The following is a 17,664-nucleotide window of genomic DNA, read 5'->3' as shown; positions in this document are numbered from 1 at the left end:
GACCCTCAATCTGGCACATTTGGTGCACGTATCCTGAGATGTGGTCGGGGTGTCTTTCTCGCCACATCGTGATGCCGTTCATACCCTGAAATACCGATAAGGTGGGGATAGTTTAATTCAACGAATACATGGCTTTCGCGCAGGTTTAGCATGAGGGCCACGAGATGACGACAGATGACGACGCGGGAATCGCCGGGATCGTCGAGAAGGAGCGGACCGAATGGCTGGTGCAGACAGCGTCGAGAAACTGGAGGATGTGATCGTCCGCTCGGCCGAGCAGGTCGCGGGCCAGATCAAGGCCGCCAAGGAAGCGGTCTCCACCGTTATTTTCGGCCAGGACCAGGTGATAGAAAACACTCTAGTGACGATCCTGTCCGGCGGCCACGCGCTGTTGATCGGCGTGCCCGGCCTCGCCAAGACCAAGCTGGTCGAGACGCTCGGCGTTACGCTCGGGCTCGACGCCAAGCGCATCCAGTTCACACCCGATCTGATGCCGTCGGACATTCTCGGCGCCGAAGTGCTCGACGAGAGCTCGGCCGGCAAGCGCTCGTTCCGCTTCATCTCGGGTCCGGTGTTCGCGCAGCTCTTGATGGCCGACGAGATCAACCGCGCCAGCCCGCGCACCCAGTCGGCGCTGCTGCAAGCCATGCAGGAGCAGCACATCACCATTGCCGGCGCGCGGCATGACCTGCCGAAGCCGTTCCACGTGTTGGCGACGCAGAACCCGCTCGAGCAGGAAGGCACCTACCCGCTGCCCGAGGCGCAGCTCGACCGCTTCCTGATGGAAATCGACGTCGACTATCCCGATCGCGACGCCGAGCGGCGCATCCTGTTCGAAACCACCGGCGCCGAAGAGACGCTTGCCAAGGCGTCGATGGACGCCGAGACTCTGATCACTGCGCAACGGCTGGTGCGGCGCCTGCCGGTCGGCGATTCCGTGGTCGAGGCAATCCTGACGCTGGTGCGCGCCGCGCGTCCCGGCCCCGAGGGCGGCGAGGCCGGCAAGCTGATCGCATGGGGACCGGGTCCCCGCGCCAGCCAGTCGCTGATGCTCGCGGTCCGCGCCCGCGCGCTGCTCGACGGAAGGCTCGCGCCGTCGATCGACGACGTGCTCGATCTCGCCGAGCCCGTGCTCAAGCACCGCATGGCGCTGACCTTCTCGGCGCGCGCCGAGGGCCGCACCATTCCCGACGTGATCAAGCAATTGAAAACCCGGATCGGTTGATGGCGGCTGACAACAGGCACCAGAACGAGGAGCTCCTTGCGGTTCGACGTGCAGATGGCGAAAGCCGAACGCTCGCCGCATCGCTGCCGCGCCTGGTGCTTGAGGCTCGCCGCATCGCTGCCAATGTCATCCATGGCATGCATGGTCGCCGCCGTGCCGGCACCGGCGAGAGCTTCTGGCAATATCGCCGCTTCGTGTCGGGCGAACCGTCGCAGCGCGTCGACTGGCGCCGCTCGGGACGCGACGATCATCTCTATGTCCGCGAGCAGGAGTGGGAGGCCGCGCACACCGTGTGGATCTGGCCCGACCGCTCGCCGTCGATGGCCTTTGCCTCACGCGAGGCACGCGACTCCAAGCTCGAGCGTGGCCTGATCGTTGCCTTTGCGCTGGCCGAGCTGCTGGTGGCCGGCGGCGAGCGCGTCGGCGTTCCCGGCCTGATGAACCCGACCGGCAGCCGCGCCGTGATCGACAAGATGGCGCAGGCGATGCTGCATGACGAGGCGACGCGCGCCAGCCTGCCGCCGTCCTTCGTGCCGTCGTCGCTCGCCGAGATCGTGGTGCTGTCGGACTTCTGGTCGCCAATGGCCGAGATCACGACCATGCTGGCCGGGCTCGCCTCGTCGGGCGCGCACGGCACCATGATCCAGGTGGTCGATCCGGCCGAGGAGACCTTCCCCTATTCCGGCCGCGTCGAGTTCGTCGAACCGGAGGCCGGCAGCGTCATCACCGCCGGCCGCGCCGAAAGCTGGGCCACCGATTACGTCGCCCGCGTCGCGCTGCATCGCGACCAGATCCGCGCCGAGACCAACCGGCTCGACTGGCTGTTCTCGACCCACACCACCAGCCGCTCCGCGGCCGAGCTGCTGCTGTTCCTGCATGCCGGCATGATGGTGAGCAAGGGCGGCGGCCGCTCAACCGTCAAGGCGGGACGCAGCGCATGATCGCAGGCCTCCCGCTCTCCTTTGCCGAACCGCTGCTGCTGCTGGGGCTGGTCAGCCTGCCGGTGCTGTGGTGGCTGTTGCGCGTGATGCCGCCGCGGCCGCGGCGCATCGAATTCCCGCCGACGCGGTTGTTGTTCGACATTGCGCCCAAGGAAGAGACGCCGGCGCGCACGCCGTGGTGGCTGACGCTGCTGCGGCTCGCCGCCGCCGCGCTCGTCATCCTCGCCGCCGCCGGCCCGATCTGGAATCCGCAGACCGGCATTGCCGCCGGCAAATTCCCGCTGGTGATCCTGCTCGACGACGGCTGGAGCGCGGCCTCGAGCTGGGATGCGCGGGTCAAGGCCGCGGACGAATTGATCGCCGATGCCGACAGCGACCGCCGCGGCGTCGCGCTGGTGCCGCTGTCGGCGCCTACGCGTGACATCACGCTGATGCCGGCCGGCACCGCGCGCGTCGCGTTGCGCCAGCTCGCGCCAAAACCCTACTCGATCGATCGCGTTGAAACCCTGACCTCGCTTGGACGTTTCCTCAAATCGACCGGCGACTGCGACATCGCCTGGCTGTCCGACGGCGTCGACACCGGCCGCGGCAGCGAATTCACCGAAGGTCTCGGCAAGGTGATCGAGAGCCGCAATCTGACGATCTATTCGGGCGGCGCGCAGTCCGCGCAGGCGCTGGTCGCGGCCGAGAACGCCGCCGCCAAGATGACCGTGAAGGTGTTGCGCACCGAAAGCGGCCTCGCGGCCGGCACGGTGCGCGCGGTCGATGCCAAGGGCTCGCCGATCGGCGAGGCCCGCTACACGTTCGGCCCGCAGGAGCGCGAGACCGAAGCCGCCTTCGATCTTCCGGTCGAACTGCGCAACGACATCTCGCGGCTCGAAATCTCCGGCGAGCATTCGGCCGGCGCCGTGCAACTGCTCGACCGGCGCTGGCGCCGCCGCGCCATCGGCGTGGTCTCGGGTGCGAGCAACGACACCGCGCAGCCGCTGCTGGCGTCGACCTTCTATCTGTCCCGCGCGCTGTCGCCGTTCGCCGACGTCCGGCTCGGCGATCGCGGCGCGCCGCAGCAGGTGATCGGGCAATTCCTCGACCAGCGGCTGCCGATGATCGTGATGGCCGATGTCGGCACGCTGTCGCCGGAGATCCGCGACCGGCTCAACACCTGGATCGAGCAAGGCGGCGTCCTGGTGCGCTTTGCCGGCCCGCGCCTCGCCCAGGCCGACGACGACCTCGTTCCGGTCAAGCTGCGCCGCGGCGGCCGCACGCTCGGCGGCAGCCTGACCTGGGAGAAGCCGCAGCACATGGCCTCGTTCGCCGCCGACGGCCCGTTCGCAAGCCTCACCGTGCCGAAGGACATCACCGTCAGCCGCCAGGTACTGGCCGAGCCCGACGCCGTGCTCGCGACCAAGAGCTGGGCATCGCTCGAAGACGGCACCCCGCTCGTCACCGGCGAGCATCGCGGCAAGGGCGTGGTCAGCCTGTTCCATGTCGGCGCCGACATGCGCTGGTCGGACCTGCCGATGTCCGGCACCTTCGTCGAGATGCTGCGCCGGCTGATCGACATGTCCGGCTACACCTCGAAGCCCGGCCCCGGCGTCGCCAGCGATCCCAACGTGGAGACGGTCGCGCCACTGCGTACGCTCGACGGCTTCGGCGCGTTCGGCCCGCCGCCTGCGACCGCCAAGCCGATGTCGGCGGACTATCGCGACCACGGCACGGCGGACCATCCGCCCGGCTTCTACGGCACCGCCGAGAGCCCGATCGCGGTCAACACGCTTGCTTCCGCCGACCGCATCGCACCGCTCGACACGTCCGGCCTGCGCGCGAAGCATGCGAGCTACACCAACACCGAACCGCGTGACCTGCGCGGCATCATGCTGACGACGGCGCTGGCGCTGTTCCTGCTCGATGCCATCGTGGTGGCGATGCTCGGCGGCGGCCTCGCCGCGCTGATCCGGCGCCGCGCCGCGCCGGCCGTGCTCGCCTTCGCCTTCATCCTCCTGACGTTCGCGCCGTCATCGACACGCGCCGAGAGCAACGACGACTTCGCCATCAAGTCGGTATCGCAGACGCGGCTGGCCTATGTCGTCACCGGCAACGCCGACGTCGATTCCATCGTCAAGGCCGGGATGTCCGGACTGACGCTATTCCTCGGGCAGCGCACGGCGCTCGAAGCCGGCGATCCCGTCGGCATCGACCCCGCGCGCGACGAGTTGGCGTTCTTCCCGCTGATCTACTGGCCGATCGTGCCGGGCGCGCCGAAGCCGCCGCAGGACGCCATCAACAAGATCGACGCCTACATGAAACAGGGCGGCACCGTGATTTTCGACACGCGCGACGCCGTCGAGGCGCCGCCGGGCGACAATGGCGCCTCGCAGACGCCGGGCATGCAGACGCTGCGCGAACTGCTGTCCACCCTCGATGTGCCCGAGCTCGAGCCGGTGCCGCGCGAGCACGTGCTGACCAAGACGTTCTATCTGCTGCGCGACTTCCCCGGCCGCTTCAACTCCGGCCAGACCTGGGTCGAGACGCTGCCGCGCGAGGACGACGAGGAGGCCGCACAGCGCCCGGCCCGTGGTGGCGACGGCGTCTCGCCGATCATCATCACGTCGAACGACCTCGCCGGCGCCTGGGCGATCCGTCCCGACGGCCAACCGATGCTGCCGCTGACCCCGGGCGAGCCGCGGCAGCGCGAATTCGCGTTCCGCGCCGGCGTCAACATCGTGATGTACACGCTGACCGGCAACTACAAGGCCGACCAGGTGCACGCACCTGCTTTGATCGAGCGGCTGGGACAATGAGCATGATCCGGAAAAGTGGGAACCGGTTTTCCGAAGAGATCATGCTCCTAACGAATAGAAGCAAGCTATGAACTACGGTATCGCGTTCACACCGCTGGTTCCTTCGCTCGTGCTGTGGATCGGGCTCGGCGCGATCGTCGTCATCGCGGCACTGCTGTTGCTGTCCCGCGCGCGCGGCGCCGCAGTGCGCGTCGCCGCGCTGGCGCTGATCCTGCTGGCGCTGGCCAATCCGTCCTTCACCCGCGAGGACCGCGAGCCGTTGTCGTCGGTCGCCGCGGTCGTGGTCGACAAGAGCCCGAGCCAGAACTTTGGCACGCGCAACCAGGAGACCGACAAGGCGCGGCAGGCGCTGGTCGACAGCCTGAAGCAGATCAAGGGCCTCGAGGTCCGCGTCGTCGAGGCCGGCCAGGCCGATGGCGAAACCGACGGCACAAAGCTGTTCGGCGCGCTGACGTCGGCACTGTCGGACGTTCCGGTCGAACGCGTCGCCGGCGCGTTCATGATCACCGACGGCCGCGTACACGATATTCCCGCCAACGCCCAGGCGCTCGGCTTCCAGGCACCGCTGCATGCGTTGATTACCGGCCGCAAGGACGAGCGCGACCGCCGCATCGCGATCACGGCCGCGCCGCGCTTCGGCATCGTCGGCCAGACCCAGACCATCACCTACCGGCTCGACGACCAGGGCGTCACCGGCGAGCGCGCCAAGGTCACGATCCGCCGCGACGGCGAGGTCATCAACGAGCGCATGCTGAGCAGCGGCCAGACCTCCAGCGTCGACATCGACATCAAGCATGCCGGGCCCAACATCGTCGAGATCGAGGCCTCGCCACTCGAGAACGAGCTCACGCTGGTCAACAACCGCGCCGTGGTCGCGATCGACGGCGTCCGCGACAAGCTGCGCGTGCTGCTGGTCTCAGGCGAACCGCATGCCGGCGAGCGCACCTGGCGCAACCTGTTGAAGTCAGATCCCAGCGTCGATCTCGTGCACTTCACCATCCTGCGTCCGCCGGAGAAGCAGGACGGCACGCCGATCAACGAGCTGTCGCTGATCGCGTTTCCGACCCGCGAGCTGTTCCAGCAGAAGATCAACGAATTCCAGCTGATCATCTTCGATCGCTACGCCCGCCAGGGCGTGCTGCCGATCGCCTATTTCGACAACATCGCGCGCTATGTCCGCTCCGGCGGCGCTGTGCTGGTCTCCGCCGGTCCCGACTACGCCTCGACCACCAGCATCTGGCGCACGCCGCTGGATTCGGTGCTGCCGGCCGAGCCGGTCGGCGTCACCGAGAAGCCGTTCTACGCGCACCTCAGCGATGCCGGGAAACGCCATCCGGTGACGCGCGGGCTGGAAGGCTCGAATGCCGAGCCGCCGCATTGGAGCCGGTTCTTCCGCACCGTCGATACCCGCAACGCGATCAACCCGCCGGTCATGACCGGTGCCGACGGCAAGCCGCTGCTGCTGCTGTCGCGCTTCGGCGAGGGCCGCGTCGCGCTCTTGCTCTCCGACCACATCTGGCTGTGGGCGCGCGGCTATGAAGGCGGCGGCCCGCATCTCGATCTGTTGCGGCGGGTGTCGCACTGGCTGATGAAGCAGCCCGACCTCGACGAAGAGGCGCTGCGCATGCAGGTGCAGGGTAAGGACCTGATCGTGGTGCGGCAGACCATGGCCGACACCGTCGCGCCTGTTACCGTGACGTCGCCGAGCGGCACCACGCACGAACTGACGCTCGCCGCCGGCGATCCCGGCGAGTGGCGCGCGACGCTGCCCGCGAGCGAACTCGGCCTGTGGCAGGCCACCGACGGCACGCTGAAGGCGCTGATCAATGTCGGCCCGACCAATCCGAAGGAATTCTCGGAGGTCACCTCGACCACCGGCACGCTGAAGCCGCTGGCGCAGGCGACCGGCGGCGACGCACGGCGCATCGTCGACGGATCGAGCCTCGACATGCCGCGCATCGTGCCGATACGTGCCTCCTCGATCTTCCGCGGCGACGGCTGGCTCGGCGTCAAGATGCGCGACGCCAGCGTCGTGAAGGGCGTCGGCGTGCTGCCGATGTTCGCCGGCCTGGTCGGCCTGCTGCTGCTGCTCGGCGCATTCGCGGCAACCTGGCTGCGCGAGGGACGCTGAGCCTGGTGGCTCGGCGCTCCGTTGCTTCAAACACACACCGGCAACGGATCGACACAGTTCGCCCCAACTGTGGTTGACACCGCGATTGCCGTCCGATGTTATAATGTAACATCGGGCCGCTGGGGTGATGGCGCGCTCCCGATGGGGTGGGCGTTATCGCATGAAGTGGTTCCGGAGACACATCAAGACCGGCTCGCGGCTGGCGCTGTTCGCGCTCGCCGTCCAGTTCGTGCTGTCGTTCGGGCACTTCCATCCGATTCCATCGGCGCAAGCCGCGCCCGCGGTCCAGACCGGCCTGTCGCTGGTCGATCTCGCCTATATCGGGACCTCCGCCACCCCGGACCTCGCGGTCCAGGTGACCGGGACCGAGCCGCCCGCCAGGCACGACAACGACCGGCATCCGGCCGACAATTGCGCGATCTGCGCCGTCATCTCGCTCGCGAGCAGCATGCTGTTCACGGCGCCGCCGGTGCTCTTGCTGCCGGAAGCCGTCGAGCTCCTGTTCCGCACCGCCAATGCCGAATTCGTCCATCTGAAGTCGGCGCCTGCGGCGTTCCACTCCCGCGCACCTCCCCTGTCCTGACATCGACTGATTGCTGCACGCCCTGAGCGAACAGCCGCGCCACATTTGCGGCCTGCGCCAGCGGGGCAAATCGGAATCGATCCGTCATTTCGACGGGCTGGATCGGGACAATGACACTTCTGAAGAAACGAGCATTCCACATCGGGAGCGCGAGCTGGCTGTTGCTCGGCGCAATGAATAGCGGCGCGCTGGCCGACGACACGCCGACGCAACTCCCTGACGTCACCGTGACGGCACCAAGCCCGATCCAGCGGCACCGCACGGCGCCGACGCGCAACCCGACACATGTTGTCCGGGCTGCGCCGAGCCGCAACCGCGAACGCGCCGCAGCAGTGCAACCTGTGCCCGCGGCACCGGCGCCGGCACCGCAGCAAGGCGTGCTGCCCATCGTGACCGACCAGTTCGCGACCGTCACCGTGATACCGAACGAGGAGCTGCGGCGCTCCGGCGGCGCCACCCTCGGCGATCTCTTGTTCTCCAAACCCGGCATCACCGGTTCGAGCTTCGCGCCCGGCGCATCGAGCCGGCCGATCATCCGCGGCCTCGACGTCAACCGCGTCGGTATCGTCGAGAACGGTCTCGGCGGCGGCGGCGTGTCGGATCTCGGCGAGGATCATTTCGTGCCGATCGATCCGCTTTCGACCAACCAGATCGAGGTGGTGCGGGGACCGGCCGCGCTGCGTTACGGCTCGACCTCGATCGGCGGCGTCGTCAGCGCCAGCAACAATCGAATTCCCGATGCGATGCCGACCTGCGCGGCGGCGCCGTTCCAGACCTACGGTTTGCCGGTGAAGGCGCCGCTGGCCGACGCGGGTTCGCCGGGCTGCCTCAACGTCGAGACCCGCACGTCGGTGAGCTCAGTCAATCGCGGCGTCGAGGGCGGCATGCTGCTGGACGCCGGCGGCAACAATGTCGCCGTGCATGCCGACGTCTATGGCCGCACCACCAGCGACTACAGTATCCCGAGCTATCCATATCTGTTCGACCAGACCCGGCCGGTGGGCAGCCGCCAGCCGAACTCCGCGACGCAGTCGGACGGCGCGTCGGTCGGCGGCTCGTATTTCTTTCAGGGCGGCTATATCGGCGCGTCGATCACCCAGAACGATTCGCTCTACCACATCCCCGGCATCGACGGCGCCGATCACCAGACCCGGATCGACGCGCACCAGACCAAGATCGCCGTCAAGGGCGAGTACCGGCCCGATGCTGCTGCGATCGACGCGGTGCGGTTCTGGGTCGGCGCGACCGACTATCGCCACAACGAAATCGGTCTTGCCGATCCGCTTGATCTCTCAAGCGACGGCGTGCGGCAGACTTTTACCAACAAGGAGCAAGAAGCCCGGCTCGAAGTGCAAATGATGCCGTTCAACGCGCGCTTCGCGGCCGTGACGACGGCGTTCGGCCTGCAGGCTGGCCATCAGGAATTGACGGCCCCAAGTCCGGACGATCCAGGCAGCCCGCTCAACGGATTGTGGGACCCTAACAACAACAACAGGGTCGCCGGTTACGTCTTCAACGAGCTGAAATTCAGCGAGACCACCAAGGCGCAGATCGCCGGACGCATCGAACACATCAACCTCTCCGGGACAACGCCGGCATTCATACCTGACGTGTTCGACGTCAACATCGACCCTGCCAGTATTGGTCCCGCCACGCCGCGCAATCTGCACTTCACGCCGAAAAGTGCGAGCATTGGCCTGATCCAGAACCTGCCGTGGGATCTGGTCGCGAGCATTACCGGTCAATACGTCGAACGCGCGCCGAAACCGGCAGAGCTGTTTTCGCGCGGCGCGCATGATGCGACCGCCACCTTCGACATCGGCAATCCCAATCTCGGCATCGAGACGGCAAAATCGATCGAGGTGGGATTACGGCGGGCGACGGGGCCGTTGCGATTCGAACTCACCGGCTACTACACGAAGTTCAACGGCTTTATCTACCGCCAATTGACTGGCAACACGTGCGACAGTGCGGCTTGTGTGGACATAGCCAATCCGGACCAGCTTGAGCTGAACCAGGCGAGATACGCACAGCGCGATGCCATCTTCCGCGGCGCCGAGTTCCAGAGCCAGCTCGACATCGGCCCGCTCAACGGCGGCATCTGGGGCATCGAGGACCAGTTCGACGTGGTACGCGCCACCTTCACCGACGGCACCAACGTGCCGCGGATTCCACCGGTGCGGCTTGGCGGCGGCGTGTACTGGCGCGACAGCAACTGGTTCACCCGCATCAATCTGGTGCACGCCTTTGCGCAGAACGACATTGCGGTGATCGGCGAGACCCCGACCGCGGGCTACAATCTCTTGAACGCAGAGATCACCTACAACACCAAGCTCACGCAATCATGGATCGGTGCGCGCGAGATGACGCTTGGCCTGGTCGGCAACAATCTGCTCAACCAGAACATCCGCAACTCGGTCTCCTACACCAAGGACGAGGTGCTGATGCCCGGCATCGGTGTGCGGGCCTTCGCCAATCTCAAGTTCTGAGACAAGCGTATCCCTCTGCCGCTTGCGGCAGAGGGATTTGTTCGTCGCGTAGCCCGGATGAAGCGCAGCGCAAGCCGGGACCAATGTACCGGGGGACTCAGCTTCCGGATTTCCCGTCGCTTAGTCCGGCCGACAAACTGTTGAACCATCTCTCGCGAAAGCGTTCCTGTTGTTCCACGGTTGATGGAATAACGGTTTCATCGGCTTCGAAGATATTGACAATGTCCCGCCGCAGGGCTTGGGCGCCCAACGTCATCTTGTACGCGCCGACCGCTGGACCCATGTCTCTCTGCATCCCGGATGGGTAAACGTTTTCGCTGGCGCCAAAGCAACAGAGCAACGCGCCACTCTTTTCCAAATCCAGCCGAAGCTGCCTCAACGCTTCAAAGAAGTCTCGTTTGGACTCGACAGTCATTACGTCAGCGCCCAGCTCTAACGAGATTCGATAAATCTCCCTGCCAGCCTCAATGACCTCGTCGGCAACAACATTTGCCGGAAGCCGCGATCCATCGGCGAGAACGACAGTGATCTCTCCGGAAAAATATCGCTCTTGTTGCATCAGCAGTTTGCAAAAACTCGATTTGAATTGAAAGCACAACTGAACGATCGTCCCAGGCCAGGGACGATCGTTTGCCGGACGAAAAGCTTCAGTCTGCGCCGCTCAGTGGCCGACGACGACTTCGCTGATCTGAATCACCGGTTGCAGATCGGTGTAATTCGGAATGTCGCCCATGATCTCCTGAGCGTGCTTCCCCATGCCGGCCGCGAAGGCCTCAACCGAGTCGCAGAAGATGTGGCACATCCCGACATAGGTTGCGGGCGTCCCCGGTGCGCCGCCGGCGAGGCCCTTGTCGACGGTGTAATATTTGCAGGCGTCGCCCAGCCGCGCCTTCACCAGCGGCATGTGCTTGTCGCGATAGTAATCGTGATCAAAGCGTGCGCCTGGATTGTTCGGATACATCACACTGACCTTGATCATGGCGCGCACTCTCCCTGTTGATATGACATGCGCCGGTCTTGTCCCGGCGCTTGGCTCAACTGTGCTTCAGTTTCCGAAGGTGTGCAACCGTTCCGGCGTTGCTCGCGGGAATGTCAGATCGCCTTGCTCCAATCCGGCTGGATCGGCCCCGACACGCCCTCGAACGCGCCATCGACCAGTTCCATGACAAGCACGCGACTGTAGTCGACCGGTCCGGGCATCGTCATCCGACCCTTCGGGACCGGCTTGAAGCCGACGCGTGCATAGTACGGTTCGTCGCCGACCAGCACGATGAGCCGGTGGCCCTTGGCGCGAGCGTCGTTGATCGCACGCTCGAGCAGCGCGCGGCCGACGCCGCGGCTGCGGAATGGCGGCTCGACGGTCAACGGCCCGAGCATCAGGGCCGGCGTATCGCCGATACAGATCGGCAGCTGGCGCACCGAGCCGACCAGCAGCGTGCCGATCCGTGCCGTGAAGGAGACGTCGAGCAGATGATCGACATGCTCGCGCAGCCGGTAGGCGCTGAGCACGAAGCGGCCGGGCCCGAAGGTGCGCTCGTGCAGGCGCTCGATCGCCTGGGCGTCTTTCGGGGTCTCGGGCAGGATGGTCAGGGACAGTTCAGTCATTGTGGAGCGCGGGATACCATCTGGCGCGGGCGCGGTCCATCACCGCCATGTGGCCGTCGCCGGCTTGCCGTCGAGCACCTCCGCGATGCGCAGCCGCGTCCCGGGGGTGGCCTCCTCGGGCAGATCAGCCGGGTCGAAGAAGCCGCAGGCGACGATCTCGCGATTCGGTTCCGGCAGCCGGTCCTGCCGGTAGTTTCTGACGACATAGACCGCAACATGATCGCGCGGCGAGACGTGGCTGTTGTGGAAGATGCCGTGCAGCACCGGCTCGCCGGCGAGCTCGATCCGGCCCTCCTCCTCCAGCTCGCGCCGCAGCGCCTCGAGAAAGCTCTCGCCGACCTCGACCCCGCCGCCCGGCAGATACCAGCCATGGACGTAGCTGTGCTTGACCAGGAACACCTTGTTGTCGGCGTCGAGCACGACGGCACGGACGCCGAGCGTCATGCTGCGGGCCAACCGCCAGTAGAAATGAAACACCCACCTGATCTGCGGCTCGTAGCGCTTGCGTAAATCCTCAAGGATCGTCACTGAACCCTCGACATCATGGTGTTTGATCCTTGCATTGATCCTTGCTTTGATCCTTGCTTTGATCCTTGCGCCCCCGCGCAGCTCTTGCCAATACAGGGCAGGACGTTCGGGATAGCACGACATGACCGGTTGCCGGCCAGTTTTCACGGGCAATCCTTAGGGGAATCGCATGATGGCGGCATTCCGCCTCGCGCATTTGTCGGATCCGCATCTGCCGCCGCTGCCGGCGGCTCGGCTGCGCGATCTCGCCGGCAAGCGCGCCTTCGGCTATTTGAACTGGACGCGCAACCGTCACAAATATCATCGCCGCGACGTGCTCGACGCGCTGGTATTGGACATGCAGGCGCAGCAGCCCGACCATGTCGCCGTGACCGGCGATCTCGTCAATCTGGCGCTGGATGCCGAGTTCAATCCGGCGCGGCAATGGCTGGAGGGCGTCGGCGATCCTTCCGGTGTGACCGTGGTCCCCGGCAATCATGATGCCTATGTGCGCGCGACGCGGCATCGCTTCGTTGGTCACTTCGGCGACTATCTGCGCGGCGACGCCGATGGTGCAGCGACGCATTTTCCGTTCGTGCGCCGCCGCGGGCCGGTGGCGCTGATCGGCGTCTCCTCGGCGGTGCCGACGCCACCGCTGATGGCAACCGGCTGGCTCGGCCACGCCCAGCTCGGCGCGCTGGAGACGATCCTTGCGCAGCTGTCGCGCGAGGACGCCTTCCGCGTGCTGCTGGTGCATCACCCGCTGCACTCCGACGGACGCGCCAAGCGGCTGACCGATTCGCATCAGCTGCTGGCGCTGCTCAAGCGGCACGGCGTCGAGCTGGTGCTGCATGGCCACGACCACATCCACTCGACGATGTGGTTCGACGGCCCCGAGCGCAAGATCCCCGCGATCGGCGTGCCGTCGGCATCGGCGCTGGCACGCAAGCACTATCCGGCGGCCGCCTACAATCTGTTCTCGATCGAGCGCGACGGCAACGCCTGGCGCTGCGAGCAGACCGTGCGCGGCTTCGGCAAGCACGATGGCATTCGCGAGTTGAAGCAAAGGCGGCTGTCCTAATCCCCACCCCCGCCGCCGCCACAACCACCGCCGCAGCCGCCTCCGCTGTCGCCACCACCTCCACCATCGCCGCCGCCATGGCCGCCAGCGTCGCCACCATCCGCGCCGCCACTGCCATCGCTGCCGGCATCGCCGAAGCCCGCCGACGATCCGTCGATCGACGAGTCGGAGAAATCGCCGCCGCAATAGGGGCTATCACCGGCAATGCCGCTGCGGCGCAGCGCCTCGCAATCGGTGTGATAGACGAAGCCGTTGGCGATGTTCAGCTTGGCGTCGAGCGCGAACAGCAGCGGCAGCCGCGTCGGCCTGACCGGATCGATGTTCTCGTATTTGCAGCAGTACCACCATACCCGCCGCAGCCCCTCGTTGCTCCGGCGCCGCTCCTTCACCAGCACGACGGCCGGCGTGTGATGCAGGAAGCCGCCGAAGGCGCGGCGGCAGAACGCATCATATTCGCGGGTGTAGAGAATGAATTCGTGCCAGAGGTCGTCGGCGGCCTGCGACGGCATCGAGACGTAGCGCTTGCCGCTCATCAGATAGGCGAGGAAAAACTGCCGCAGGCCGCGCGAAACCAGCGCGCTGTCCTTGCGCATGAAACCCGGGTGACGCTTCTCGAGCCGCGCCAGCAGACCCGCCGGCCATTTGAAGGTGCGGATATATTCGGCGCGCCGCAACCTCTGCCATTTGCCAAACAGCACGGCGCTGCCGACCACCGCGGCCGCCGCCAGCACGCCGAAAAATGCCGAGGCGGGTGTCACAACCACGATGCCCCCGCCCCTTAGCTGCTAGAAATTCTGCCAGCTCGCAAACAGCGCGTAGCCGAACAGCGCGAGCGCGCCCATGATGAAGCCGAGCACGAACATGCCGAACCCGCCGCGGCGCTTCGGCGCCACCACCGGCACGGGCGGCGGCGCCGCCGGCTCGGCAGCCGGAAGCGGCGTTGCCACCATCGCATGCTCGCGCTCGATCATGCGGCGCGCCACATAATCGGTGACGGCGTCGACGATCGCGGGCACGTCATGCGATTCGGCGAGCACGATGCGGCCGAAGCGGGTGTCCTGCACGAAGCGGTAGATGCGCTTGTCGCGTCCCATCAGCACATGAGCGACGACGTCGATCCACAGCCGCGGCGTCTCGCCCTGGCTGATGCCGCGGTCGAACAGATCGACCTTCTCCGGCACCTGCGCGAACAAGGGATCGAGCGCGTCGTTGAGGATCTCGAGCCGTGCCACCTCGGCGTCGCGCAACTCGACGACGACGCCGGTGCGATCGGCCGCCTCGATCCGCGCCCGCCGCAGCGCCTCTCGCAGCGTCGGCCGCATCTCGCGCGCCTCGCTGCCGGTGTTGTGCGGATCGGACATGCCTTGCGGCCTCGTAGCGACGGGTTGCCTTGTCCATTAACCTATCAGCAACCATGCCGTCCGCAAAGCACGTTGGTTCCCAAGCACTTAGGTGGCCACTTATCCCCAGATCAAAGACCCCGGCAGTGTTCCGAAAGCGGACAGCCCCACCCGGATGAACCGGATGGGGCTGCCGTCCTTGGACGTTTCTTAGCTCGTTGATAAGGGAAGCCGTCAGGCCGAAACCCGCGACGGCTCCTCGACGATGGAGAAGCGCACGCCGGCCTTGTGGCGGTTCTCTTCCGAGACCACGCGCCACGCATCCTCGGCTTCCTTGCGGGTCTTGAACGGACCCTGCACCTGGGCGGAGCCTTCGACGAGCTTGTGGAAGTTCATCGAGCCGAACTCGCCGCCGATCACCCAGAAATTGCTGCCCTTGCTCATCGTCAGTCTCCTCTAAAAAATCGGCCTGCCTTTGCCGAGCCGCTGGAACCTTGATCGCCGCAACCTGCCGCCTGAGAGATCGATCGTGGGCAGGCCAGTGTGCTGCCCGCTCTCCCTCCAATCGACATTCTTGACAGCGTGCTGCGAACCGCCTGCCAAGAGCTAAACGCGAAAGCGGGAAGCTCGTATAGGTGCCTTGTTTTTTATTGGTGATGTCATGTAACATCTGAACTTGTAATAAATGTCAATTTGTAAATTTTGTCACATAATAGGTCAGGAAGGCTGTCATGCCTGGCGAATCCGGAAAAAAACTGTTCGTCGGCCCGCGGTTCCGGCGGATCCGCCAGCAACTGGGACTGTCGCAAACCCAGATCGCCGAGGGGCTCGGCATCTCGCCCTCCTACATCAATCTGATCGAGCGCAACCAGCGCCCGGTGACAGCGCAGATCCTGCTGCGGCTGGCCGAGACCTACGATCTCGATCTGCGCGACCTCGCCACCGCCGACGAGGACCGCTTCTTCGCGGAGCTCAACGAGATCTTCTCCGATCCCTTGTTCCGCCAGATCGACCTGCCGAAGCAGGAGCTGCGCGACCTCGCCGAGCTCTGCCCCGGCGTGACCCATGCGCTGCAGCGGCTCTACGCCGCCTATACCGAGGCGCGCCGCGGCGAGACGCTGGTGGCGGCGCAGATGGCCGATCGCGAGGGCTCGCAGTTCGACGCCAACCCGATCGAGCGGGTGCGCGACCTGATCGAGGCCAACCGCAACTATTTTCCGGAGCTCGAGACCGCGGCGGAAAATCTGCGCGACGAGCTCAACGTGCCGACCGAAGGCCTGTTCACCGCGCTCAGCGCACGCTTGCGCGAAAAGCATTCGACCGTCACCCGCGTGATGCCGGTCGACGTGATGCGCGAGACGCTGCGCCGCTTCGACCGGCATCGCCGGCAGCTCCTGATCTCCGAGCTGGTCGACAGTGCCGGGCGCAGCTTCCAGCTCGCGCTGCAGATCGGCTTTGTCGAGTGCGGCACAGCGATCGACGCGATCGTCAGCCGCGCCGGCCCGCTCGACGACACCGCGCGCAGGCTTTACCGCATCACACTCGCCAATTACTTCGCGGCGGCCGCGATGATGCCCTATCAGGCGTTTCATTCCGCCGCCGAAGCCCTGAGCTACGACGTCCACGTGCTGGCGCAGCGCTTCAACGCCGGCTTCGAGCAGGTCTGCCACCGCCTCACCACCTTGCAGCGGCCGAATGCGCGCGGCGTGCCGTTCTTCCTGCTGCGCGTCGACAATGCCGGCAACGTGTCGAAGCGGTTTTCCTCCGGCACCTTCCCGTTCTCGAAATTCGGCGGCACCTGCCCGCTCTGGAACGTGCATTCGACCTTCGACATGCCGGACCGCCTGCTCAGCCAGGTGATCGAGCTGCCCGACGGCACGCGCTATTTCTCGATCGCGCAGACGGTGCGCCGGCCGGTGGCGCCCTATCCGCAGCCGCAGCCGCGCTTCGCGATCGGGCTCGGCTGCGAAATCCGTCATGCGGCCAAGCTCGTCTATGCGACCGGCATGGATCTGGAGAAGGTCGAGGGCACCCCGATCGGCGTCAACTGCCGGCTCTGCGAGCGCGAGAATTGCAGCCAGCGCGCCGAGCCGCCGATCACGCGCACCTTGATCCTCGACGAGACGACGCGGCGGGTGTCGTCGTTCGCATTCTCGAATGCGCGGGAACTGTGAGCTCAATCCACTGCCGCAAAGGCCTTGCACCAGCCGTCCTTGCTGATGGCGCCCTCGACCACCTTGCAGCCGTCGGGTTCGACGAACAGCGTGCACGCGCCGCAGGAGTAGATGCCGTTCGGCGTGTCCTGATACTCGGCTTGGGGTTTGGTCATCTTGTCGGACGCAGAGGCGGGCCGCAGGAAGAACACTGCGGGAAGTCCTGCGGTGGCGGCGCCGATGAAGGTACGCCGGGAACGGCGGCCTTGGTTGGTCATTGGAGTTGTTTCTCCATTTGTTGCCTATCGTCATAGTAGCCGTCATTGCGAGCGACGCGAAGCAATCCATTTCGCCGCCTGCACAACAATGGATTGTTTTCGCCATCGCCACCGCTGTCATCACCCGCGCATGCGGGTGATGACAGTATTCCAGAGACGCCAGTGCATGAGCCGAGAGGCCGCGGCGTACTGGATCGCCCGGTCGAGCCGGGCGATGACAGATGTGGTGGGGACGCGGCTTCGCATTCTCGCGACATGAATTGTCCGAGCTTTGCTCTTCGTTTCGCCCCCTCTCTCGCAGAGGGCGCAGGGAAAGCCGGGTGCCGATCGCACCCATGGGCCCCGAGCAATGGGTAGAAAGCTCGGGGGTAGGACCACAGGTGTAACCGGAAACTCCGGCTTTCCCTGCGCGATGGGTTACGGCTTACTTCGCGCTCTCCCCGGCGAGACTGGGCTTGTTTGTCACCGCCTTCGCAAGACGCAATTGCGTCTTACAAGGGGACACCGGCCGCTAGGGCGTCAGGACCACG

The 17,664-nt window shown here is 65.8% G+C and carries 16 protein-coding genes; 8 read left to right on the top strand and 8 right to left on the bottom strand.

The window, feature by feature from the left end; genetic code table 11:
- Positions 1 to 220: 220 nt before the first annotated feature.
- The 6 genes from K359_RS0136625 to K359_RS0136600 all read left to right on the top strand — a co-directional run bounded on the left by K359_RS0136625 (position 221) and on the right by K359_RS0136600 (position 10,170).
- On the top strand, positions 221 to 1,225 hold the full coding sequence (locus K359_RS0136625; RefSeq protein ID WP_029083705.1) for a MoxR family ATPase: 1,005 nt from the start codon (positions 221 to 223) through the stop codon (positions 1,223 to 1,225).
- On the top strand, positions 1,225 to 2,166 hold the full coding sequence (locus K359_RS0136620; RefSeq protein WP_029083704.1) for a DUF58 domain-containing protein: 942 nt from the start codon (positions 1,225 to 1,227) through the stop codon (positions 2,164 to 2,166). Before K359_RS0136625 ends, K359_RS0136620 begins: the two co-directional genes overlap by 1 nt.
- Complete coding sequence (locus K359_RS0136615; RefSeq protein ID WP_029083703.1) at positions 2,166 to 4,967, top strand: DUF4159 domain-containing protein; 2,802 nt, start codon at positions 2,166 to 2,168, stop codon at positions 4,965 to 4,967. The genes K359_RS0136620 and K359_RS0136615 overlap by 1 nt, the downstream gene beginning before the upstream one ends.
- 67 nt (positions 4,968 to 5,034) lie before the next feature.
- Entirely contained in the window at positions 5,035 to 7,098 is a 2,064-nt protein-coding gene (locus K359_RS0136610; RefSeq protein WP_029083702.1) for a membrane protein, read from the top strand.
- Positions 7,099 to 7,258: 160 nt separating this feature from the next.
- Complete coding sequence (locus K359_RS0136605) at positions 7,259 to 7,681, top strand: DUF2946 family protein (RefSeq protein WP_029083701.1); 423 nt, start codon at positions 7,259 to 7,261, stop codon at positions 7,679 to 7,681.
- 110 nt (positions 7,682 to 7,791) lie between these two features.
- Positions 7,792 to 10,170, top strand: a complete 2,379-nt coding sequence (locus tag K359_RS0136600; protein WP_029083700.1) for a TonB-dependent receptor — start codon at positions 7,792 to 7,794, stop codon at positions 10,168 to 10,170.
- Positions 10,171 to 10,267: 97 nt separating this feature from the next.
- Here K359_RS0136600 and K359_RS64805 read toward each other — a convergent pair whose 3' ends face one another.
- The 4 genes from K359_RS64805 to K359_RS0136580 all read right to left on the bottom strand — a co-directional run bounded on the left by K359_RS64805 (position 10,268) and on the right by K359_RS0136580 (position 12,219).
- Positions 10,268 to 10,729, bottom strand: coding sequence for a hypothetical protein (locus K359_RS64805; protein WP_084518627.1), 462 nt, complete (start codon positions 10,727 to 10,729; stop codon positions 10,268 to 10,270).
- Positions 10,730 to 10,831: 102 nt separating this feature from the next.
- A complete protein-coding gene (locus K359_RS0136590; protein WP_029083699.1) occupies positions 10,832 to 11,149 on the bottom strand; it encodes an EthD family reductase in 318 nt (105 codons plus the stop codon).
- A gap of 113 nt (positions 11,150 to 11,262) precedes the next feature.
- Complete coding sequence (locus K359_RS0136585; RefSeq protein WP_029083698.1) at positions 11,263 to 11,775, bottom strand: GNAT family N-acetyltransferase; 513 nt, start codon at positions 11,773 to 11,775, stop codon at positions 11,263 to 11,265.
- Between the two features lie 39 nt (positions 11,776 to 11,814).
- Positions 11,815 to 12,219, bottom strand: a complete 405-nt coding sequence (locus K359_RS0136580) for an NUDIX domain-containing protein (RefSeq protein ID WP_249817843.1) — start codon at positions 12,217 to 12,219, stop codon at positions 11,815 to 11,817.
- Between the two features lie 256 nt (positions 12,220 to 12,475).
- On the opposite strand from K359_RS0136580, the gene K359_RS0136575 reads away from it, so the two are divergent.
- Positions 12,476 to 13,363: a metallophosphoesterase gene (locus K359_RS0136575; RefSeq protein WP_029083696.1), complete on the top strand. Its 888-nt coding sequence runs from the start codon at positions 12,476 to 12,478 to the stop codon at positions 13,361 to 13,363.
- Here the strand turns inward: K359_RS0136575 and K359_RS0136570 are convergent.
- The 3 genes from K359_RS0136570 to K359_RS0136560 all read right to left on the bottom strand — a co-directional run bounded on the left by K359_RS0136570 (position 13,360) and on the right by K359_RS0136560 (position 15,147).
- Positions 13,360 to 14,127 carry a hypothetical protein gene (locus tag K359_RS0136570; RefSeq protein ID WP_029083695.1) on the bottom strand — a complete coding sequence of 256 codons (768 nt, stop codon included), beginning with the start codon at positions 14,125 to 14,127 and terminating at the stop codon, positions 13,360 to 13,362. The two genes, K359_RS0136575 and K359_RS0136570, sit on opposite strands and share 4 nt — an antisense overlap.
- Before the next feature lie 21 nt (positions 14,128 to 14,148).
- Entirely contained in the window at positions 14,149 to 14,724 is a 576-nt protein-coding gene (locus K359_RS0136565; protein WP_029083694.1) for a hypothetical protein, read from the bottom strand.
- A gap of 213 nt (positions 14,725 to 14,937) precedes the next feature.
- Complete coding sequence (locus tag K359_RS0136560; RefSeq protein WP_029083693.1) at positions 14,938 to 15,147, bottom strand: hypothetical protein; 210 nt, start codon at positions 15,145 to 15,147, stop codon at positions 14,938 to 14,940.
- A 287-nt stretch (positions 15,148 to 15,434) separates the two neighbouring features.
- Here K359_RS0136560 and K359_RS0136555 point away from each other — a divergent pair, with 287 nt between their 5' ends.
- Positions 15,435 to 16,877: a short-chain fatty acyl-CoA regulator family protein gene (locus K359_RS0136555; protein WP_029083692.1), complete on the top strand. Its 1,443-nt coding sequence runs from the start codon at positions 15,435 to 15,437 to the stop codon at positions 16,875 to 16,877.
- A 2-nt stretch (positions 16,878 to 16,879) separates the two neighbouring features.
- Here the strand turns inward: K359_RS0136555 and K359_RS0136550 are convergent, their stop codons facing one another.
- Entirely contained in the window at positions 16,880 to 17,134 is a 255-nt protein-coding gene (locus tag K359_RS0136550) for a hypothetical protein (RefSeq protein WP_029083691.1), read from the bottom strand.
- Positions 17,135 to 17,664: the final 530 nt, after the last annotated feature.

The organism is Bradyrhizobium sp. th-b2 (genome assembly GCF_000426785.1).
In the GTDB taxonomy this organism is placed as follows: Bacteria; Pseudomonadota; Alphaproteobacteria; order Rhizobiales; family Xanthobacteraceae; genus Bradyrhizobium; species Bradyrhizobium septentrionale.
Note: the sequence above shows the minus strand (reverse complement) of the source record. Positions and strands in the feature narration are given on the sequence as shown.